Origin of the sequence: Eudoraea algarum (assembly GCF_050589645.1) — a bacterium.
Classification (GTDB): domain Bacteria; phylum Bacteroidota; class Bacteroidia; order Flavobacteriales; family Flavobacteriaceae; genus JBNGOQ01.
Window position 1 is genome coordinate 160,905 of the sequence record NZ_JBNGOQ010000001.1, and the last position, 20,004, is coordinate 180,908.

General features: G+C 47.0%; 19 protein-coding genes. 5 read left to right on the forward strand and 14 right to left on the reverse strand.

Annotated elements, in window-relative coordinates:
* Positions 1-11 precede the first annotated feature (11 nt).
* Positions 12-1,223, reverse strand: coding sequence for a GTPase HflX (gene hflX / locus ACRD67_RS00715; protein ID WP_430965031.1), 1,212 nt, complete (start codon positions 1,221-1,223; stop codon positions 12-14).
* Positions 1,224-1,299: 76 nt separating this feature from the next.
* Here hflX and ACRD67_RS00720 point away from each other — a divergent pair, with 76 nt between their 5' ends.
* Both ACRD67_RS00720 and ACRD67_RS00725 read left to right on the forward strand, forming a co-directional pair.
* Positions 1,300-2,274: an endonuclease/exonuclease/phosphatase family protein gene (locus ACRD67_RS00720; RefSeq protein WP_430965032.1), complete on the forward strand. Its 975-nt coding sequence runs from the start codon at positions 1,300-1,302 to the stop codon at positions 2,272-2,274.
* A gap of 194 nt (positions 2,275-2,468) precedes the next feature.
* Positions 2,469-4,688, forward strand: coding sequence for a S8 family serine peptidase (locus ACRD67_RS00725; protein ID WP_430965033.1), 2,220 nt, complete (start codon positions 2,469-2,471; stop codon positions 4,686-4,688).
* Here the strand turns inward: ACRD67_RS00725 and ACRD67_RS00730 are convergent.
* Entirely contained in the window at positions 4,685-5,398 is a 714-nt protein-coding gene (locus ACRD67_RS00730; protein WP_430965034.1) for a 3'-5' exonuclease, read from the reverse strand. The two genes, ACRD67_RS00725 and ACRD67_RS00730, sit on opposite strands and share 4 nt — an antisense overlap.
* 286 nt (positions 5,399-5,684) lie before the next feature.
* Here ACRD67_RS00730 and ACRD67_RS00735 point away from each other — a divergent pair, with 286 nt between their 5' ends.
* On the forward strand, positions 5,685-6,500 hold the full coding sequence (locus tag ACRD67_RS00735) for a hypothetical protein (protein WP_430965035.1): 816 nt from the start codon (positions 5,685-5,687) through the stop codon (positions 6,498-6,500).
* A gap of 21 nt (positions 6,501-6,521) precedes the next feature.
* Here ACRD67_RS00735 and ACRD67_RS00740 read toward each other — a convergent pair whose 3' ends face one another.
* From ACRD67_RS00740 to hemA, 12 genes are all read right to left on the reverse strand, one after another.
* Positions 6,522-6,995 carry a methylated-DNA--[protein]-cysteine S-methyltransferase gene (locus tag ACRD67_RS00740; protein ID WP_430965036.1) on the reverse strand — a complete coding sequence of 158 codons (474 nt, stop codon included), beginning with the start codon at positions 6,993-6,995 and terminating at the stop codon, positions 6,522-6,524.
* Positions 6,995-8,116 (reverse strand): CNNM domain-containing protein, encoded by a 1,122-nt coding sequence (locus ACRD67_RS00745; RefSeq protein WP_430965037.1) that lies wholly within the window; start codon positions 8,114-8,116, stop codon positions 6,995-6,997. Before ACRD67_RS00745 ends, ACRD67_RS00740 begins: the two co-directional genes overlap by 1 nt.
* A gap of 40 nt (positions 8,117-8,156) precedes the next feature.
* Positions 8,157-9,506, reverse strand: coding sequence for a serine hydrolase domain-containing protein (locus ACRD67_RS00750; RefSeq protein WP_430965038.1), 1,350 nt, complete (start codon positions 9,504-9,506; stop codon positions 8,157-8,159).
* A gap of 104 nt (positions 9,507-9,610) precedes the next feature.
* Positions 9,611-10,585, reverse strand: coding sequence for a porphobilinogen synthase (gene hemB, locus ACRD67_RS00755; RefSeq protein WP_430965039.1), 975 nt, complete (start codon positions 10,583-10,585; stop codon positions 9,611-9,613).
* Positions 10,586-10,625: 40 nt separating this feature from the next.
* Positions 10,626-11,414 carry a PhzF family phenazine biosynthesis protein gene (locus ACRD67_RS00760; RefSeq protein WP_430965040.1) on the reverse strand — a complete coding sequence of 263 codons (789 nt, stop codon included), beginning with the start codon at positions 11,412-11,414 and terminating at the stop codon, positions 10,626-10,628.
* 292 nt (positions 11,415-11,706) lie between these two features.
* Positions 11,707-12,612: an oxygen-dependent coproporphyrinogen oxidase gene (hemF, locus tag ACRD67_RS00765; protein WP_430965041.1), complete on the reverse strand. Its 906-nt coding sequence runs from the start codon at positions 12,610-12,612 to the stop codon at positions 11,707-11,709.
* Positions 12,609-13,136 carry a GNAT family N-acetyltransferase gene (locus ACRD67_RS00770; RefSeq protein WP_430965042.1) on the reverse strand — a complete coding sequence of 176 codons (528 nt, stop codon included), beginning with the start codon at positions 13,134-13,136 and terminating at the stop codon, positions 12,609-12,611. Before ACRD67_RS00770 ends, hemF begins: the two co-directional genes overlap by 4 nt.
* Before the next feature lie 18 nt (positions 13,137-13,154).
* A complete protein-coding gene (locus tag ACRD67_RS00775; RefSeq protein WP_430965043.1) occupies positions 13,155-13,646 on the reverse strand; it encodes a DUF6973 domain-containing protein in 492 nt (163 codons plus the stop codon).
* The gene (gene hemE, locus ACRD67_RS00780) at positions 13,647-14,675 is read right to left on the reverse strand and encodes a uroporphyrinogen decarboxylase (RefSeq protein WP_430965044.1); all 1,029 of its coding nucleotides are present in this window, start codon (positions 14,673-14,675) and stop codon (positions 13,647-13,649) included.
* Entirely contained in the window at positions 14,672-15,805 is a 1,134-nt protein-coding gene (locus ACRD67_RS00785; protein WP_430965045.1) for a uroporphyrinogen-III synthase, read from the reverse strand. The genes hemE and ACRD67_RS00785 overlap by 4 nt, the downstream gene beginning before the upstream one ends.
* Positions 15,806-15,992: 187 nt before the next feature.
* The gene (gene hemC / locus ACRD67_RS00790; protein ID WP_430965046.1) at positions 15,993-16,910 is read right to left on the reverse strand and encodes a hydroxymethylbilane synthase; all 918 of its coding nucleotides are present in this window, start codon (positions 16,908-16,910) and stop codon (positions 15,993-15,995) included.
* On the reverse strand, positions 16,907-18,163 hold the full coding sequence (hemA, locus tag ACRD67_RS00795; protein ID WP_430965047.1) for a glutamyl-tRNA reductase: 1,257 nt from the start codon (positions 18,161-18,163) through the stop codon (positions 16,907-16,909). The genes hemC and hemA overlap by 4 nt, the downstream gene beginning before the upstream one ends.
* A 204-nt stretch (positions 18,164-18,367) precedes the next feature.
* On the opposite strand from hemA, the gene ACRD67_RS00800 reads away from it, so the two are divergent.
* Positions 18,368-19,258, forward strand: a complete 891-nt coding sequence (locus ACRD67_RS00800) for an AraC family transcriptional regulator (RefSeq protein WP_430965048.1) — start codon at positions 18,368-18,370, stop codon at positions 19,256-19,258.
* Between the two features lie 81 nt (positions 19,259-19,339).
* The gene (locus ACRD67_RS00805; RefSeq protein WP_430965049.1) at positions 19,340-19,984 is read left to right on the forward strand and encodes a GyrI-like domain-containing protein; all 645 of its coding nucleotides are present in this window, start codon (positions 19,340-19,342) and stop codon (positions 19,982-19,984) included.
* Positions 19,985-20,004 lie beyond the last annotated feature (20 nt).

The window sequence follows — 20,004 nt, forward strand, 5'->3', positions numbered from 1 at the left end:
ATTACCGATATTTAGTATTCATCCAGATTTTGCGGGTATAAGAAATTGTTGTACGGGAAACGGCTTACGTGGATGTCCCTGACCTCGGCATAGACCCGCTTGCGAAACTCTTCAAGGTTTTCTTTGTTCAGGGCCGATATGAAAATAGCGGAATCCCCCAACTTTTGCATCCAGGTCCGTTTCCATTCCTCAATGGTAAAGTGCTTTTTTGTTCTCTCGGTGATCAGATCGTCAGCGTCTATGGTATCATGGGTATATTGGTCGATTTTGTTGAATACCATAATGGTCTTTTTATCGGCACAACCAATTTCATCCAGGATCTTACGGACCGAGTCGATATGTTCTTCAAAATTGGGATGGGAGATATCCACCACATGTAACAATAGATCGGCTTCCCTTACTTCATCGAGGGTGCTCTTAAAGCTCTCCACCAATTGGGTGGGAAGCTTGCGAATAAAGCCTACGGTATCGCTTAACAGAAAGGGAAGGTTCCCGATCACCACTTTGCGCACCGTGGTATCCAAAGTGGCAAAAAGCTTGTTTTCGGCAAAGACATCGCTTTTGCTGATAACGTTCATCAGTGTAGACTTCCCTACATTGGTATAACCCACTAAGGCCACTCGGACGAGGGCGCCACGATTGCCGCGTTGGGTTTCCATCTGCCGGTCTATTTTCAGCAGCTTTTTCTTAAGCAAGGAAATCCGGTCGCGCACAATACGCCGATCCGTTTCAATTTCTGTTTCCCCGGGACCGCGCATACCAATACCCCCTTTTTGGCGCTCCAAGTGGGTCCATAGCCCGGTAAGCCTTGGTAATAGGTACTCATATTGGGCCAGTTCTACCTGGGTGCGGGCATAGCTGGTCTGTGCCCTTTGCGCAAAGATGTCCAATATAAGGCTGGTACGATCCAGGATTTTACACCGCAACTGCTTTTCTATATTGCGCTGCTGGGCCGGGGAAAGTTCGTCATCAAAGATGACGGATCCAATTTCATGCGCATCCACGTAGGCCTCTACCTCCTCCATTTTACCACTACCGATATAGGTCTTTGGATTGGGGAGTTCCATGCGCTGTACAAAACGTTTGCACACCTCGCCACCGGCGGTATAGGTAAGGAATTCCAGCTCATCCAGATATTCCTTTACCCGCTCCTCATTTTGTTGCCTGTTCATAACGCCGATAAGTACGGCCTTCTCATATACGATGGCTTTCTGCTCTAACATGGAATTCAATTAAAGTGCAAATCTAGTGAATGTTGGCCAAGCTATTTTGTATTTTAGTTCCACAAGCCTAAAAAGTATGCTTTTTTCATTTCTTAAGAGGAAAAGAACCAACCGTCTTCATAGCATTGTCTTCTACAATTTGGAAAACCTTTTTGATACCGTGGACGACCCGGATACCCTCGATGACGATTTTACCCCTAAAGGGATAAAGAAATGGTCCAAAAAACGCTATCGGAAGAAGCTGTACAAATTGGCAAAGACCCTTTCCAAGGTGGGTCTAGCGTCTAGTGGAAAGCCTCCCGCTTTGATCGGGGTGGCCGAAGTGGAAAACGCGGAGGTCCTGCAGGACCTGTTGGGGGCAGAACCCTTAAGGAAGACAGACTATGCCTATGTGCACTACGATTCCCCGGATGAACGGGGTATAGATACAGCCCTCATTTATCATAAGGAGCATTTTCAGGTGCTGCATTCGGAGCCCATTCCATTGATCATCCAGAACGAAGACGGGGAACGCGATACCACCAGGGACATTTTATACGTAAAGGGCAAATTCCATGAAGAGGAAGTACATATTTTTGTGAACCATTGGCCTTCCCGAAGGGATGGGGATGTGGAAACCGATTACAAAAGGATCAAAGCGGCGGAGACCATTGGCCATTTTATGACGCAACTGGAGACCGAACTTCCTGACCCCAACTACATTCTGATGGGCGATTTTAATGATGAACCTTCCTCCAAGAGCATACAGACCCTTATGCAAAGGGATTCCCTTTACAATCCCATGGAGAAATTGCATTCGCCCTTTAGGGGAAGCGCCAACTATAGAAGAAGTTGGAGCTTGTTTGATCAAATTATTGTATCACACAATTTCTTCAACCATCAAAAAGGCACCCATAGCTTTGCCCATGCCAACATTTTTGACGAGCGCTTTCTGACGCAGTGGAAGGGCAGTTACAAGGGAACGCCCTTCAGGACCTATGCCGGGCGAAAGTATTTGGGCGGGTATAGCGACCATTTTCCGGTCTATATCCAGTTGAAGTTGAATACTTGAGCGATGCATCGACCCTTTGAAATCTATCTTTCGCCAATTCTAGTAAGAATTTTAATACAAAAAAGTGCCTAGACTACACATTTTAAAACTTTCACAACAAACTCTTGTCAATTCGTCGAAAAAAATAAGCATTTTATCGATGTTTCTTTAGAAAAACAATATAATTGTAGTCCAAATCTTACTTGACTATAATTATGATAGGCTACAACCTACAGTCCCCGAAACCCTGGCATACACTGAGCATCTTATTATTTCTGCTTTTGGTCCCGTACCTAGCTGTGGGGCAATCCGAGCTTCGGATTACACAAATACAACAAAAGCAAAGCCTAAGCGATATTCGCGCTTTGGCACAGGAATTCGAGACCGAATTTGAGTTGAAGCGAACGAAACTTAAGGCGGCCACTGCGTCCAAGGGATGGAGGACCCTTCAGAAATTGGAGGATGGCAGCTATATGGAGCTTCAGGATATTACCGCCGATGGTACCCCTATATACTATACTACCCTTGGAGATCAGGTAAGTACGGTATCGCGGGCAAACACCCTCTACAGCAATGGGCTTTTAGGCCTAGGAATCCATGGGGAGGGTATGCGCTTGGGTGTTTGGGACGCCGGCATTGCCCTTACAACACATAGGGAGTTCAATGGACGGGCAAGCGTTGGCGATGGCACAAACGAGTTAAATGGCCATGCCACTATGGTCATGGGTACCTTAATCGCTTCCGGGCTAAAGGAAAAGGCCCAGGGCGTTGCACACAAGGCCACGGCCACCACAAACAACTGGACGAGGGACAAGATCGAGGTCCTGGAAGCAGCTTCCAACGGCATGTTGGTGTCCAACCATTCCTACGGCATCAAAACAGATCGCGTACCCGATTGGTATTTTGGGTCCTATCTACGGGTCACCCAAGATTGGGACAATATCATGTATAATACGCCCTACTATATCATGGTAACCGCTGCGGGCAATTCCCAAAAATCTGCGGACAATGGTGCACCTGTATACGGAGATGCCTCAAATGGATACGATATGCTTCTGGGTTTTGCAACGGCCAAAAACGGAATTACGGTTGCCGCGGCAGATACTAAAATAGCCAAGGACGGCACCTTATTGGAGGCTTCCGTGGCGGGCTACAGCAGCTTTGGACCTATAGATGATGGGCGTATAAAGCCAGACATTGCCGGGGGCGGAAATAATATTTATGCAGCATACTCCACAGGAATAGATAGTTATCACACCTCCACCGGTACCTCGCTGGCCACGCCCGGGGTCACCGGATCTATGTTGCTCTTGCAACAGTATTACGAACAATTGTACCAAGCTTATATGAAGGCCGCCACCCTAAAAGGATTGGTGTTGCACAGTGCGGATGATGTAGATGCCCTAGGGCCCGACTATAAAATGGGATGGGGGGTAATGAACACCAAAAGAGCGGCCGAAATTATCACGAACAAGGAGTACAGTACCGAGATTTCCGAAGAGCGCCTGGCAACAGGCGAGACCTACACCTTTTCCGTAAAAGTGGATGGGACCGCTCCCCTAATGGCTTCTCTTTCATGGACGGATCCTGCCTCGGACCATATCAATAGAGGTGCCGTAAACGATGCTACGCCCGCTTTGGTAAACGATTTGGATATCCGTATCACCAAAGACGGCCAAACCTATTATCCTTGGAAGTTAAGCGCGGTAAACGCCGCCGCCCCGGCCACTAAGGGAGATAATCTGGTAGATCCCTATGAGCGCATCGAATTACAGCGCCCAGAACCTGGAACGTATACCATTAGCGTTACCCATAAAGGAACACTGCAGCACGAATTTCAGGATTTTTCCCTCATTGTCTCCGGAATCAAGGTCGTGGATTGCGAGACCGAAGCTCCTACGGAGGCCGCCATTGGTCAAGCAGACGAGAACAGCATTTTATTGACTTGGGAACCTCAGGAGGATGCCATTTTTGAAGTGCAGTACAAAGCTGAAGGGGAAACCGAGTGGGAGACCCTCCTTACCGCAGCTACTTCCGTTAGCCTGGAGAACCTGACCTTGGAGACCGTTTACGAACTCCAGTTGCGAACCATCTGTACCCAGAACGTTGCCTCGGCCTATACGCCTGTAATGGTATTTTCCTTTTCGGGAAGCGCTACCGAAACAGGATCTTTATCGGCCAACGAGCCACTCACCGCAACGGATGAGATGGCCATTTCGGTCTATCCAAATCCGGCAACGGAAAAAATAAGGCTCAACGGAAACAGTTTTGCCGATAATGCGCGGTATAGGATTTTAAATACTTCCGGGACGACCATTGCCCAGGGAAGTCTTCAGAACACTGAAGTAGACGTTACCCAGCTGTCCTCTGGCCTGTATATTATCTGCGTGGAAGATCTCAATGGAATACGGTCCAAGAAGTTCTACAAAAACTAGACCCGCTTTATCTCTGTTTCCTCCAGAAGTTCATCGTTGCGCAATCTAAGAAATATTTGGGCCGTGGTAATGACATCGAGCTCGCAGTACCGTACAATACGGTCCAGATCCTTTTCTTTGTAGTACACATCGCGAACCATACTGCCATCTATATCTTCTTTGGGCGAAGCTATGCCCAATACATGGGCCATGAGTTTTAAGGAGGTATAATGTTTGTAATCGCCAAACTTCCAAAGCTCCATGGTATCCAGATGGGGAACTTCCCAGGGTTTTTTCCCAAAAAGGTCCAGTTTGGAAGGCAGGTCTATACCGTGGATCAACATTCGGCGTGCTATGTACGGAAAGTCAAATTCCTTGCCGTTATGGGCACAGAGCAGATACTTGGCCGCGTTAAAGTGTGTATCCAATAGCAACTTAAAATCTTTTAATATCTGCATTTCCTCACCGTGGTAGGAGGTGACCCTAAAATTCCGGACCGTATCCTTCCTACTAAAGAAACCCACAGAGATGCAGATGATTTTTCCAAATTCGGCCCATATGCCTGCCCTATCATAAAAGGCTTCAGCGGTGAATTCATCCTTGCGTTGGTACTTGGACTTTTGCTCCCAAAGTTCCTTTTGGATATCTTCCAGTTTATCATAGGTCTCCTGTTCCGGGACCGTCTCTATGTCCAAAAATAGTAGGTCCTCCAAAATTATACGGTGCAACATGTTTGCTCATTTTAAGGACGTACTGTCCTAGTTTAAGCGAGACGAATCCTGAATCGGATAACGCAAGCCAGTAAAAGTTTAATGCAGGGAGGAAATGTGCGTTTTAATCGCCAATTAAAGATAACCAAAATATAATATACCAGAGATAATCCGGCCTCGTGCCCCACAATTCGAACGTCCAATGTAAACAAGTTGTTCGTTCATCGAAAGTCGGTCCTGTTTTTCAATATCCAAGGCAAAGATGCGTTGGTATTATTAAGATTTCACCATATCAAGCACTAAAAATATGAATCTTCCTATCCTTTACCTACGCCTTGTTAAATTTCCGCATGTGGCAATCTGTATGTTCCTGTGTTTTGCTCTTTCCTGTTCCAATTCGGATATGGAGGATCCCAATGACGTGCAAGATTCCCAGGAGGACCCTACAAATGATGGTAATGGATCGGGAGGGAATGAAGAATCTGAACCAAATACCTGTACCGACCCCGGAAGTTTTATTTTTGGCGAAAAAGACGGACTGGTTTCCGTAGAATTCGAAAATGCCGACTTTCCGGGCGACTGGGAACTTAAAACCGAGGAGGACGGATTTTCCGGCGAAGGATATATGGTTTGGTCGGGAACACAATATCTGGGTCAGCCGGGAAACGGATTGGCCCAATTTAGGATTCAAATTGAAAATCCCGGGACCTACCAGTTCCTTTGGAAATCTGCTGTTACTATTGGGAACAGTGGTTCTGATCATAACGATACCTGGCTTCGTTTTGGGGATGCCGATGATTTCTTCGCGCAAAATGGAAATAGTATCGTATACCCCAAAGGCAGTGGTAAAACACCCCATCCGGCGGGTGCCACAAGTGATGGTTGGTTCAAGATTTACCGAAGCGGAAATGATCTTGGGTTTAAATGGCAGGCCAGGACATTTGATAACAATGCCCACAATATATTTGTGACCTTTGATGCTCCAGGAATTTATACTATGGAAATCTCGGCCCGGTCCAGTGGGCATGCTGTTGATACCTTTGTACTTTTTAAAGAACCCATTGAACAGTCTGCCGCTATTTCGGAAAGCAACCAACCCAGTGCGATTACTTGCGATAATTAGCGGACCGAACAGTGCATAAACTTAGAAAAGCCGCTGCTGCTGTACCGGACTTTCATGCTCCAAAAGCCATTTTTTTCGATGCAGTCCACCTGCGTATCCCGTGAGGGAGCCATCACTGCCTATGACCCGATGGCAAGGAATAATGATCCATAAGGGGTTTTTGCCATTTGCCGCCGCTACGGCTCGGATGGCCTTGACATCACCCAATGTTTTGGAAAGTTCCAGATAGGAGACCGTTCTTCCAAAAGGAATATGTTGCAATGCTTCCCATACCCTTTTTTGAAATGCTGTGCCCCGCGGATTCAACACAAGGCTAAAATCTTTTCGCTTGCCTTCAAAATATTCCTGTAGCTGATAGACCGCATCCTCCAATACCTCAGGGATAATGGGGTCCAAAGGCAGATCGCTGTTCAAAACGGAAACAGCGCAAAGGCCCTGTTCATCCCCTTCCAATTTTGCGATCCCCAAAGGGGTTGCCATATGTGCGGTTTCCATCAGTCCAGCTTCGTGTTTTCTTCAATTATACCAAGTCGCTTTGCCCTATTCTCCCAATTTTTCCGCGCCAGCAACTGCAGATCTTCCACATTGTCGCTTTCATCCATAATTTCCTGTCCCAGCAGGGTTTCAATGACATCTTCCATAGTGACCAAGCCGCTTACCGTACCGTATTCGTCCACTACCAGCGAGATATGCTCCCGTGTGGCGATCAGAGTCTCAAAAAGTTGGGGTATGGGGGTATCCCTGTTGTTGATAAGGATATCCCGCTTTATGCTAGACAGGGCCACCCCTCCCTTTTTGTTGATAATCTCTTCCATGATGGTATCCTTCAGCACATAACCGGTAATGGTATCCATACTATCCCCATGAACCGGGATCCGTGAAAAGCGAAGCTGCGGATTACCGTCAAAAAAATCCTGGATGGTCTGACTTTCAGGTGCAATTTTCATTACCGTTCTAGGGGTCATGATGTGCTTGGCCAACACTTCATCGAAGCGGAGCAAATTCTTGATGACCGTGGATTCCGATTTCTGAAAAACACCTTCTTCATGGGCAATATCGGCCATAGCCGTAAAATCTTCCCGGCTAAGTACGCTTCCATGGTGCTCCTTGCTTCCAATGAGTCGGGTGAACAGCTGCAGGACCCACAGGAGCCCGGTCCATTTCAGCACCCAGACCATGACATTCAGTGCTTTGGTGGTAAAGTTGGCCAGCTGTTTCCAAAAGGTAGCACCTATGGTCTTTGGAATAATCTCGGAGGCCACCAAGATCAAAATGGTCATTAGGGTAGAGACTACACCCACCATGACGTCTTCCGTAAAGGTGATGCCCAAAAAAATTCGCTCCGAACTTCCATAAAGTTCGGCATAGGCCACCTTGGCCTGTACACCAACTAGAATGGCACCCACGGTATGGGCAACAGTATTTAAGGTGAGGATAGCGATCAAAGGCTTGTCCACATCCTTTTTTAGCTTTTCGAGCCCGGCCGCATATTTCTTTCCCTCCTTTTTCTTGATGTTGATAAAGGTAGGTGTGATACTGAGCAGCACAGCTTCCAAAATAGAACATAGAAAGGAAAAAAAGATGGAAACAAGTGCATAAAGGATAAGCAGTCCCATGAATAAGCTTTAAAGTACTAAAGTAAGGATAAAAAAAAGATCACAGCCGCCCCGAACCGGTTAATTGTGCTTTGTAAAAGACCTGATGCAAAGCGGCGCGAACGTGCAAATCGTATAAATTGCGATGGTCCCTTGTGGGATAGACCCGGTTGGACAGAAAAATAAATACCAATTGGTTTTTTGGGTCTGCCCATACAAAAGTCCCCGTAAAACCACTATGTCCGAAGCTTTCGGGACTTGCTTCAGGAGCTGGATAGGCCTCGGTAATGGATAATTCCGAATTGTTGAGCAGGGGTTTGTCAAAACCCAGCCCCCGTCTGTTTTCGTTTTCCGGAAACTGCACCTTGGTGAACTCACGGACCGTGTTTTCCGAGAGATAGCGAACACCACCATAGGTACCATATTGCACATACATTTGCATGATTTTGGCGAGATCATTGGCCGTAGCAAAAAGGCCGGCATTTCCGGAGACACCGCCCATAAGTGCGGCGTTCTCATCATGGACCCAGCTGTGGGTGAGGGATTTTCTAAAGAAGGTATCCTTTTCAGTAGGGACGATCGTATTTGCAATATTTTTCGTTTTAGGGGTAAAGCCCATGGTAAGGGCACCCAAGGGACGGTAAAAATGTCGGGTCAAATACTGTTCATAATCCATACCGGTCATCTCGGTAATCAGTCTGGGATAGAGAAGGAAACTCAATCCCGAGTACTTGTATTTCCGCTCTGCTGCCACCTTGGACCGGTCAATTTTACGGTACATTCTTTTTACAAATCCCCGTTTAATAAAAAGATGGTCGTATGCCTGAAGCGCAAACCTTTTGGAGGCGACGGTCCTAACCCATCGGGCTTTTAATTTCCCCGGTTTTTTGGAAACCTCTTTTAGGAAAACGATATAAGGTTCCAAACCAGCTTGATGGGCCAGGATTTCCCGGAGCGTTAGTTCTTTCTTTTCGCTTTTACTTTTCCAGGAGCTCCAGTAGTCGCTGAAAGGCGCATCCAGGTTCAATTTTCCTTCGTCTACCAATTTCATAAGCGCTGGCAGGGGGGCGGTAATTTTGGTGACCGAGGCCACATCATAAAGATCGTCTACCCCTACTTTTTGAACACTGTCATAGGTGTGGTAGCCATAGGTTTCGTGAAAAAAGATCTTTCCATCTAGGGCCACCAGCAACTGCGCCCCGGGGAAGGCCTTGTTTTCGATGGCATGATGCATAATGGAGTCTACACGGGCGTAAATGTAGATTGAATCCAGACCAACTTCACGCGGAGAAGCGTAGGTAAGCGGCACATTTTCAATACGTTCAGCAGCAGTACTTTGTCCATAACATAAGCTATGGAACAGAATTATTCCGATCAGTATAATGGTATGGCACGCTACTTTGTTGTCCACGGTTACACGTTTTGACCCATTGATTTGCCGATATGCGCACTGGGTCTTCGAATAGGATAAGTAAGATAATCCAATTTTATCAATGCAGGGGCACGGATATCTGTTTACCCTAGTAATTTCACCGCGTCTTTGGCAAAATAGGAGGCGATAATGTTGGCCCCCGCCCGTTTAATGGCCACCAATTGCTCCATCATGACCGTATCGTGATCCAACCAGCCTTTTTCGGCAGCGGCTTTTAACATGGCATATTCCCCGCTCACCTGGTAAACGGCCACGGGCACATCTACTTCGTTCCGTATTTCCCGAACAATATCCAGATAGCACAGCCCGGGTTTGATCATAACAATGTCGGCACCCTCATCAATGTCCATTTGTGTCTCACGGATGGCCTCAAAGCGATTGGCAAAATCCATTTGGTAGGTTTTTTTGTCGCCAAAACCGGGAGCGGAGTCCAGCGCATCCCGGAAGGGACCGTAAAAGGCACTGGCATATTTGGCGCTGTAGCTCATAATACCAGTATGGATAAAACCCTCTTCCTCCAGGGCTTCCCGGATGCTGAGGATCCTGCCGTCCATCATATCGCTGGGCGCCACAAAATCTGCCCCCGCCTGGGCGTGCGATACGCTCACTTCCGAAAGCACTTCTGCCGTCTCGTCGTTTAGGATTTGTCCTTCTTCCACAATGCCATCATGGCCATAGGACGAGTAGGGATCCAGGGCCACGTCGGTCATGACCAGCATTTCCGGGCAGGCTTCTTTGATGGTCTTGATCGCCCGTTGCATTAAACCCTCTGGATTAAGGGCCTCCGTTCCCTTGTTGTCCTTTAATTCATCGGGGACTTTTACGAACAGGAGCACCGCACAAAGCTGCATATTCCATAATTCCTTTACTTCTTTCCCTAATCGGTCCAGGCTTAGCCGGTAATAATTGGGCATGGAGGGGATTTCTTCCTTGACACCCTTCCCTTCCACGACGAAAAGGGGTACCAGGAAATCATGGGGGGTAAGGGTGGTTTCCCGTACCAAGTTGCGGATGGCCTTGGTGGTGCGTAGTCTACGGTTTCTTATAAGTGGGTACATAGGTTGCTGTTTAGGATCAAAGTTAGCTGATTTTTACGGTTCAAAGTTCAATTTCCCCTATGAGATACGGTGCGGCCTTCCCGGAAATCTTGACACGATCGCCCAGGTATTCGCAATGCAGATTGCCCCCTCGTGCCGAAATTTGTTTAGCGGTCAGTCGGGTCTTGTTCAGTTGTCGGGACCAGTACGGGGTCAGGGTAGTGTGCGCGGATCCGGTAACGGGATCTTCGTCGATTCCCGATTGCGGGGCGAAAAAACGGGAGACAAAATCTACCTCGTCCCCTTTTGCCGATACGATAACGCCACGGCCATCGAGCCTGCTGAGTTCAAAAAAGTTGGGCTGCATGTCCGCTACCTCTTTTTGACTGGCATAGATAAGCAAATAATCGGTCTTGCCCTTTAGGGTATCCATTGGGGTTTTCCCCAAGGCGGCGTTTAGTTCGGGTAGCGGTGCGATCGGTGTCAATTCGTCGGTAGGAAAATCCATGATCAAATACCCCTTATCATCCTTTTCCACGAGGAGCGGCCCACTCCTATGGGAATAAAAACGGATCTGCTGCTCGGCGACCTTGTAATACTGAAATAGAACATAGGCTGAGGCGAGCGTAGCATGTCCGCAGAGATCCACTTCCACCGCTGGGGTAAACCAGCGAATATGGTACTCATCATTGTTTTTTACGACAAATGCGGTCTCGGCCAAATTGTTTTCCATGGCAACCTGCTGCATTAACCCATCCTCGATCCATTGATCCATAATACATACCGCCGCCGGATTCCCTGAAAATACACGGTCGGCAAACGCATCGATCTGATAAATTTTTTGTTTCATATGTAGTTAACTGTTAACGGTTCAAAGTGTACGGTTTGTGTGTCATATTGTTGCTTCAATTTTCCGGATTAGGGAGGCGAGCATTTTTTTATCTGTACAATTTTTGATGAGAGGTCTTTAAAAATGTCGTCGCTCATAAAATTAAGTTCTATAGATACCAAATTAAACCGCTCGTCCTTGGCGAAGCGTTTGGTGATTGGATAAACATCCAAAACCAATTGATCGGATTTTTGCCAAACCAGATAATTTCTGTAATCAACTATACTGTAAACTGTAAGCTGTTAACCGAACACTAGACCACCCATTCCTTGGGTTTTTGCAATACCTGCAACAAACGATCTTCCTCACTGCCCGCTTCGGGATGGTAATCGTACCGCCATTGCACATGGGGCGGCAGGCTCATCAGAATACTTTCAATACGTCCGTTGGTCCTTAGTCCGAACAGGGTGCCCTTATCGTGGACCAGATTAAATTCCACATATCTTCCCCGCCTAATTTCCTGCCAGTCGCGCTGCGCTTGGTCAAAAGGGAGGTCCTTTCTTTTTTCCACAATCGGAACATAGGCTTCCAGTAAGCTATCGCCGACCTCGGCAACAAAATTGTACCAGTCCTGCATGCTCATTTCATCGGTTTGTTTGCAATAATCAAAGAACAGGCCGCCCACACCGCGCGCCTCGTTTCTATGTGAATTCCAAAAATAGGCATCGCATTTCTCCTTATAGGCCGCGTAAAAATCGGGATGATGGGCATCACAGGCACGTTTACAAATGGAATGGAAGTGCTCGGCATCCTCATCAAATAGATAATAGGGGGTAAGATCTTGCCCTCCCCCAAACCACTGATCTACCAGTTTTCCGTCCGTATCGTACATCTCAAAATAGCGCCAATTGGCATGCACCGTGGGCACCATGGGACTTTTGGGGTGAAGGACCAGGCTAAGCCCACAGGCAAAAAAATCGGCCTCCTGTACCCCAAAATAAGCCTGCATACTTTTGGGGAGGGGACCGTGCACTGCCGAAATATTGACCCCTCCCTTTTCGAACACCTTGCCATTTTCTATAACGCGTGTGCGTCCTCCACCGCCTTCGGCACGTTTCCAGAGATCTTCTTGAAAACTGGCCTGACCGTCAACGGCCTCCAGCTTGGAGGTAATGGTATCTTGCAATTGTTGTATGTATTTGTAAAACTCGTCTTTCATACGTGTAGTTCATATAGTTCCATGTCCAAGGCTCGTTCTTTTGGTGGGGTGTACGCCTTGTGCAAAGTGCGCTGCCAGCGGTAACCACTTTTTTTTGCTACGGCAATACTTGCGACATTTTCAGCGTGTACAATGATTTGTAGCGTTTTTAGGCCCCATTCGGAAACCGCCAATCGCGACAGCCGCCCTACGGCTTGGGTCATCCAACCCCTGCCCTCATAGCGTTGGCCAATACAATAGGCAAGTTCGCCCTGTTTTTTGGTCCAGTTCAGTTCCTTTATGATGACCAAGCCAGCAATAGTATTGTTTCCAGAATCCCTAAGGGCAAAGGTAAACTCCTTTTTAGTTCGCGCCTCCACTTTTTTGGTTTGGATGAAAGTAAGGGAATCGGAGGTACTTGTATTTTGGGCCAAGGTCCTAGGGAAAAACCGCTCAAAACGCTCCGCATTCGAAACCATCAACAAAGACAGGCTAGCGGCATCTTCCTGCTGCAGTGGGTCCAAGGTAAAAGGTTCAATTTCCATGATAATGATCTTTCCCGTTTATACCTCCACGATGTGGATCAGTTTTGTACCGTACTGGCGAATTTCCCCGAGTTCGGTTACTTTTTGGGATGCTAGGGTCATCTCTTCCAAAAGTAGTACAACCTCGGCTATTTCTTTGTCCATGTTTGCTAGAAAAAGTTCCCTGCCTACCTTGTTATTGTGTAGGTCCATGGCCTTGGCCAGCTCACTGTTGGGCGAGAACAACTCGTGCAAATGGGTAATAGCTGCGGTCCAAAAGAGAATTTTCTCCGTTTTAGGGCGCCATCGATAGCATTTTTTTGCGATCAGATAATTCCATAATGCATGTCGAAAGGCGTTCTCCGGACCGTTTTTGTGGTGCAGATTACCGTATAGCTTGTTCGAGATTTTCACGCACTTTTTAGTGGCCATAAAGCTGGGCCCCACAAAGAGCGGATGTTGTAGGCAAAGGCGAAGCAGTTTCCCCATATGTTTGGACGTTACCAGCTTTACCAAGACCTTGATGTTCATCTACAATCGGTATTCCTTAACGGCTTCGATAAAGGCCCTTGCGTTTTCTACGGGCACATTGGGGAGAATCCCATGGCCCAGATTCACAATATACCGGTCCTTGCCAAAGGCATGGATCATCTCGGTCACCATTTTTTTGATTTCCGCCGGAGGCGATAGCAGTCTGGCCGGATCAAAATTTCCCTGGAGCGTAATCTTCCCTCCGCTGAGGTAACGGGCATTTTCCGCCGAGCAGGTCCAATCTACCCCTAGGGCGGCCGCGCCCGATTTGGCCATATCGCCCAGCGCAAACCAACAGCCCTTTCCAAAGACGATTACAGGAACCTCTTCCTTTAGGGCGTCTATAATCTGTTGGATGTAGGACCAGGAAAATTCTTGGTAATCCACCGGGGACAACATGCCGCCCCAGGAATCGAATATCTGCACGGCATTTACCCCTGCCTGTACCTTGGCCTTGAGATAGGCTATGGTGGTATCCGTAATTTTCTGCAATAGCCCATGCGCTGCAACAGGTTGCGTAAAACAAAATTCCTTGGCGCGGTCAAAGGTCTTGCTTCCCTGCCCTTGTACACAATAGCACAGCAAGGTCCACGGAGAGCCTGCAAAACCGATAAGTGGAATTTCATCCTGCAATTTTTCCTTGGTCATTTGTATGGCCTGCATTACATAGTCCAGCGTCTCATGTACGTTGGGCACCACCACTTCGTCCACATCTTTTTGTGTCCGGATAGGACTAGGGAGGTAGGGGCCAAAGTTGGGTTTCATTTGTACCTCGATCTCCATGGCTTGGGGGACCACCAGGATATCACTGAACAGGATGGCCGCGTCCATGCCGAACCTATGGATGGGTTGAACCGTAATTTCCGAAGCAAGCTCGGGTGTTCTGCATCGGGTAAAGAAGTCGTATTTCTCCCGAATTTCCATGAATTCGGGTAGGTAGCGTCCTGCTTGGCGCATCATCCAAACAGGGGGGCGGTCTACTGTTTCTCCCTTTAAGGCCTTAAGGAATAGATCGTTTTTTAAGCTCATTCTTGTTTTTTGGTCCCGGCCATCGCCGAGGCGTTAAAATATTTTACCACTTGCACCAGCGTATTTTCCACGGTGGGTTTGTTGGCAATGACTATGTTCTTCGTATGTTTTTTTGCTTCCGAGGCCGTTGTACCCCCAATGCAAAAGGCGATTGCGTTTTGAAGCCCGTTCACAGCGGTAAAACTTTCTACGGCACTTGGACTAAAAAACAGGATGCCGTCATAGGTTCCCTGCATTTTTTTGGGTCGTAAATGGGTCCTGTACACTTCCACTGTGGTGAATTCAATATCGTTTTGGGTCAGGATGTTTGGAAGTTCCGCCCTTTTTCTGTTGCCGCAAAAAAACAGAAAAGAGGCTGTTTTGTGGGTTTTTAGGATCATTTGGGCCAATTCCAAGGCATTTTTCGCCGTTTTTATTACTTTTTGGCCATTTTCCTCCAAAAATGTTTTCGTTTTTTCCCCGACACAAAAGCAGTTCAAAACCTTTGGGAGACCTTCCTGTGCATGCGCCGTTTTTTTCAGGAAAGCCCTTACCGCATTCTGGCTCGTAAAAATGGCGTTTTCCGTCAGTGGGTCAAAATCAAAGTCGACATATTCGATTTCAATGGCATCATAGGCCACAAAGGAAACCCCCGCATTGAGCAGTAACTCCTGCTGTGGAAGCGTAAGTTTTTTTGTGGTGAGTACAGTATAGCTCCCTCTCCCCTGGGAGAGGACCGAGGTGAGGGGTTTATTTCCAAGCTTTTTTCTTTTTTCCAACTGATTCTTCCGCTCGGTGTAAAAACCGGATTGTTTTTTTACCGCATCTTCAATACCCTTAAAAATTAATTCTGGTTGTTTGAATACCAATTTGTTTTCAAAACGAAGCACATAATAACCTAACTGTCTTAGATGTATATCCCTTAATTCATCTTTTTCTAGCTGCTGAGGTTGCTGATGGTATCCTCCATCCAACTCGATGACAATGCCATAATCTACACAGAAGAAGTCCAGAATATATTCCTTTAGCGGGTGCTGTCTCCTAAATTTTAGGTAGTGAAACTGTCGATTACGCAGATAATCCCATAGCTTTTTTTCTGCCTTGGTTTGTTCTTGCCGCAATTGACGCGCTATTTGGATTTTGTTGTTCATATCCCTCTCCCTGACCCTCTCCCTTTGGAGAAGGAACCGTTATACATTCATTTCATTTTTTATTTCTTGCATGGGCTTGTTCTAACCCTATGTCTCGTTTGTCAGTCAGAGCGCCGTGCCCCAGGCAGGCGGGAAGCGAAGAATCTTGTTGTTTCATACATCCCCTCTCCCTTTGGAACGGGAACCGTTATACATTCATTTCATTTTTTATTTCCCGCATGAGCTCGCTTCCGCCCTGCTGCAATACCTCCTGAGCGCATACTATTCCGAAGTCCTTTGCGTTGGCAACCAGAGTATTTTTTTCAACGACTATTTTTTTACGGCCATCCAAGCTGAATAAAGCCCCTTTAAGGTGCAGGGTGCCACCATGGATATGGGCCAACGCCCCAATGGGCGCAGTACAGCCCCCTTCCAAGGTTCTCAAAAATTCACGCTCCACGGTGGTGCAGATTTCCGTGTCCAGATGGTTGATCTGGGACAATATCTCGCTACAATGCCCATCATTTTCCATGGCGGCCACCATCATAGCGCCCTGCGCGGGGGCGGGAATCATCCAATCCAGCGTGGCGGCATTTTTTGGCAGAAGGTCTATACGTTCCAAACCGGCTACAGCGAAAACGGCCCCGTTCCAAGCCTCGTTATCCTTTAATTTTTGCAAGCGCGTATTGACATTGCCCCTGAGGTCTACTACCTGGTGACTGGGATACTTGCTCAACCACTGTGCCTTCCTTCTAAGGCTTCCGGTAGCGATGATGCCTTCTCCATCCAAAAAATCCAGGCCTTTGTGTACCAGGATATCCTGCACCTTGGCCCGTTCCAGAACCGCGGCCTGCACAATCCCCTTGGGTAGGGCCGTAGGCACGTCCTTTAGGGAGTGTACGGCAATATCAATGCTGCCGTTAAGCATGGCTACATCCAAGGTTTTGGTAAAAATCCCGGTGATGCCCAATTCGTAGAGCGGTTTGTTCAGGAGTTTATCCCCATCGGATTTTACGGGGACCAATACGGCCCTATGGCCCAAGGACTGCAACATATCCTTAACCGTATTTGCCTGCCACAGTGCCAATTCACTGTCGCGGGTGCCAATGCGGATCAGCTTACTCATTTGGAATCGACTTCTAGTTGAAAGACCCTTTGGATAAGTGCCAAACTGCTATCGGCATCAACATCGGTCTCTTTGAGGTGGTTGGCAAACTGGGTGGTGATCTTTTGGATAATACGGTTAGAAATAATATCGGCCTGTTCTTGATTGAAACCCAATTGTTTTTTGGACTGAAAATCCAATTCCTCGTCCTTCATGGTTTTCAACTTTTGCTTCAAGGCCTTTATCACAGGTGCAAATTTCCGGGTCTCCAGCCATTTGATAAAATCGTCTTTGATCTCGTCTATGATTTCTTCCGCTTGCGGAATATGTTTTTTTCGTTTTTCCAGGGTCTCATCGGTCATTTGGGATAGATGGTCCAAATGAATAAGGGTAACATTTTCCAATTCCGATACCTGATCTGAAACGTTTTTGGGAATGGACAGGTCCAAGATCAGCAAGGGTTTTTTAGTGTAGATCAGCTCTTTGGAAATCGTGGGCGACTGTGCGCTGGTGGCTACGATAAGTACATCGGCAGACCTGATTTCTGTCTGCAGGTCTCCATAGTCCTTTACGATCAGATTGAACTTTCCCGCGATCCTTTCCGCTTTGTCCCTGGTCCTGTTGATTAGGGTAATATGCGAATTCTTGGTATGCTTAATCAGGTTCTCGCAGGTGTTCCTTCCAATTTTGCCGGTTCCGAAGAGCAGAATGTTCTTGCTGGATATTTCCGGAACGTTCCTTAAGATGTACTGCACTGAAGCGAAAGCTACCGAAGTGGCCCCGGATGACAGTTCGGTTTCTGTTTTTATTCGTTTGCTGGCCCTGAGGACCGCATTGCACAAACGTTCCAGAAACGGATTGGCCAAACCGTATTTTTTTGAGCGGTAGAAGCTCTGTTTTAGCTGGCCCACGATTTCGAAATCGCCCAAAATCTGGCTGTCCAAACCTGTGCCCACGCGAAACAAGTGGTTTATGGCTTCCTTGTTCTTGTAGACGTAGGCAACTTCCTGGAATTCTTCCACAGAACCCTGGGTATTATCGCAAAGCAACTTGATCAACTGAAAGGGGTGTTGGGCAAAGCCATGGAGTTCCGTACGGTTGCAGGTGGAGGTAATGAGCAAGCCATCAATATCGTTGTTCTTAGCCTGTGTCAGCAAGGTGTGCATGGCCGCTTCGCTTAAACTGAACTTTCCACGGACCTCGGCATCGGCCTTCTTATAGTTAAGACCGATGGTGTAAAAAGAACTGTGCTTGGAAATATGGTATTGTTGCATATGGGTTTTTACAATGCGAGTTCAAAAATAGCATTTCAATAACAAAAAAAACAACGCTACAGGTACTTTTAGTATCGTTATCGGTTTAGATGCAGTTTTGGTGCTAAAACTTGCACTAAAATACCTAAATTTGTGCAAGGGCGGGCTTTTCCGATCTATTTATTTAGAAAGGTTCTAAATAAAAAAGAAACACAAACGAAAAAAATGGAATCCAAAAATATCGCTCAAGGTTCTTTCGAGGAGGTTTTTATTGCCGAGGGATTTTACGTCCTAAAGATTCAAAATGACAGTACGGTCGTTCGCAAGGTAGGCCGGGAGATCGACAGTTCTTTTATCCAGTTTCATTTCTGTCTTAAGGGTAGCGCCAAGTTTGTATTTAACCAGGGACGGTATGCCCTGGACGTTTCGGAGGAGCATTCCTTACTCCTGTACAATACCCAGATCGACTTGCCCATGAATGTGGAGCTCAACCCAAATACGTGGATGGTTTCCGTCGTCATGACCATAAGGAAGTTTCATGCACTGTTCTCGGCAGAGGCCGATTATATCCCGTTTCTCACGGCCGCGAACAAGGAAAAGAAATACTATGCCCAGGAAGGGGTGAGTCCGGCCATCGCCGTAATCCTTAGCCAAATTATGAACTACAACCTGCATCCTTCCATCAAGGAACTCTACATTAAAGGAAAGGTATACGAGCTGATCTCGCTCTATTTCAACAAAAATGAGGATGCCGATATGGAGCAATGCCCTTTTTTGGTAGACGAGGACAACGTAAGACGCATCAGGCAGGCCAAGGAAATTATCATTTCACGGATGGCAGAGCCACCAACCCTCTCCGAACTGGCCGAGGAAATTGGACTGAGTTTAAAAAAACTCAAGGAAGGCTTCAAACAAATCTACGGCGATTCTGTCTACAGCTTTTTGTTCGATTATAAGATGGAATATGCGCGCAAGATGTTGGAAACAGGTCGGCACAACGTAAACGAGGTGGGTCTAAAAGTGGGCTATAGCACGTCCAGTCATTTCATTTCGGCCTTCAAAAAAAAGTACAATACCACGCCGAAAAAATACTTGATGTCACTTACCAATGCCTAATAAACAAAGGAACCCCATACAGTTGACATAGGGCTGTCACCCATGCGCCATACCTTTAGGGCAACGCAAAGCACAGAACCCATGAAACACGAATGGAGGAAAAGGGAAAAGGGAATCTACCTCCCAAAAAATGAACCTGAACTACTTGAAATCCCTGAATACAAATTTTTTACCCTGGCCGGAGAGGGCAATCCCAACAGCGATTTCTTTTCTGAATATATAGGCGTATTATATGCCCTATCGTACGGGGTAAAAATGGGCGCCAAAAAGGGCTTACCCCCCGAAGGTCATTTCGATTATACGGTTTATCCGCTTGAAGGCATCTGGGATATCAAGGAAGAAGCCAAGAAGACTTTTGAGGGTACCATCGATAAAGACGATTTGGTTTTTAAACTGATGATCCGGCAGCCCGACTTTGTGGATGCGTCGTTTGCGGAAAAAATATGGGATCAAACCTGGAAGAAAAAGCCACATGCCCTTTTGGATAAGGTAAAGTTCGAAAAAATATCGGATGGAAAATGCATTCAGATGATGCATTTGGGAAGCTATGACGACGAACCGGAAAGTTTTAAGCGTATGGAAGCGTTTGCCGCAAAGAATACCCTTATCCGGCCATCAAAAGCCCACCGGGAAATCTACCTATCCGATTTTAGAAAGGTGGCCCCGGAAAAATTGAAGACGGTGCTGCGGTTCCAGGTGCGAGACAAACAACCCCATATTGGTTAGTCTAAACCAAACTTATAGTA

Excerpts from the sequence above, each read along its gene's own strand:
- ACRD67_RS00800 (WP_430965048.1), top strand. The coding sequence starts at position 18,368 with ATGGAATCCAAAAATATCGCTCAAGGTTCTTTCGAGGAGGTTTTTATT.
- ACRD67_RS00775 (WP_430965043.1), bottom strand. The coding sequence starts at position 13,646 with ATGAACATCAAGGTCTTGGTAAAGCTGGTAACGTCCAAACATATGGGG.
- ACRD67_RS00740 (WP_430965036.1), bottom strand. The coding sequence starts at position 6,995 with ATGGAAACCGCACATATGGCAACCCCTTTGGGGATCGCAAAATTGGAA.
- ACRD67_RS00720 (WP_430965032.1), top strand. The coding sequence starts at position 1,300 with ATGCTTTTTTCATTTCTTAAGAGGAAAAGAACCAACCGTCTTCATAGC.
- ACRD67_RS00730 (WP_430965034.1), bottom strand. The coding sequence starts at position 5,398 with ATGTTGCACCGTATAATTTTGGAGGACCTACTATTTTTGGACATAGAG.
- hemE (WP_430965044.1), bottom strand. The coding sequence starts at position 14,675 with ATGAGCTTAAAAAACGATCTATTCCTTAAGGCCTTAAAGGGAGAAACA.
- ACRD67_RS00770 (WP_430965042.1), bottom strand. The coding sequence starts at position 13,136 with ATGGAAATTGAACCTTTTACCTTGGACCCACTGCAGCAGGAAGATGCC.
- ACRD67_RS00735 (WP_430965035.1), top strand. The coding sequence starts at position 5,685 with ATGAATCTTCCTATCCTTTACCTACGCCTTGTTAAATTTCCGCATGTG.
- ACRD67_RS00725 (WP_430965033.1), top strand. The coding sequence starts at position 2,469 with ATGATAGGCTACAACCTACAGTCCCCGAAACCCTGGCATACACTGAGC.
- hemC (WP_430965046.1), bottom strand. The coding sequence starts at position 16,910 with ATGAGTAAGCTGATCCGCATTGGCACCCGCGACAGTGAATTGGCACTG.
- ACRD67_RS00805 (WP_430965049.1), top strand. The coding sequence starts at position 19,340 with ATGAAACACGAATGGAGGAAAAGGGAAAAGGGAATCTACCTCCCAAAA.
- ACRD67_RS00785 (WP_430965045.1), bottom strand. The coding sequence starts at position 15,805 with ATGAACAACAAAATCCAAATAGCGCGTCAATTGCGGCAAGAACAAACC.
- hemA (WP_430965047.1), bottom strand. The coding sequence starts at position 18,163 with ATGCAACAATACCATATTTCCAAGCACAGTTCTTTTTACACCATCGGT.
- hflX (WP_430965031.1), bottom strand. The coding sequence starts at position 1,223 with ATGTTAGAGCAGAAAGCCATCGTATATGAGAAGGCCGTACTTATCGGC.
- hemB (WP_430965039.1), bottom strand. The coding sequence starts at position 10,585 with ATGTACCCACTTATAAGAAACCGTAGACTACGCACCACCAAGGCCATC.
- ACRD67_RS00745 (WP_430965037.1), bottom strand. The coding sequence starts at position 8,116 with ATGGGACTGCTTATCCTTTATGCACTTGTTTCCATCTTTTTTTCCTTT.
- ACRD67_RS00760 (WP_430965040.1), bottom strand. The coding sequence starts at position 11,414 with ATGAAACAAAAAATTTATCAGATCGATGCGTTTGCCGACCGTGTATTT.
- hemF (WP_430965041.1), bottom strand. The coding sequence starts at position 12,612 with ATGAAAGACGAGTTTTACAAATACATACAACAATTGCAAGATACCATT.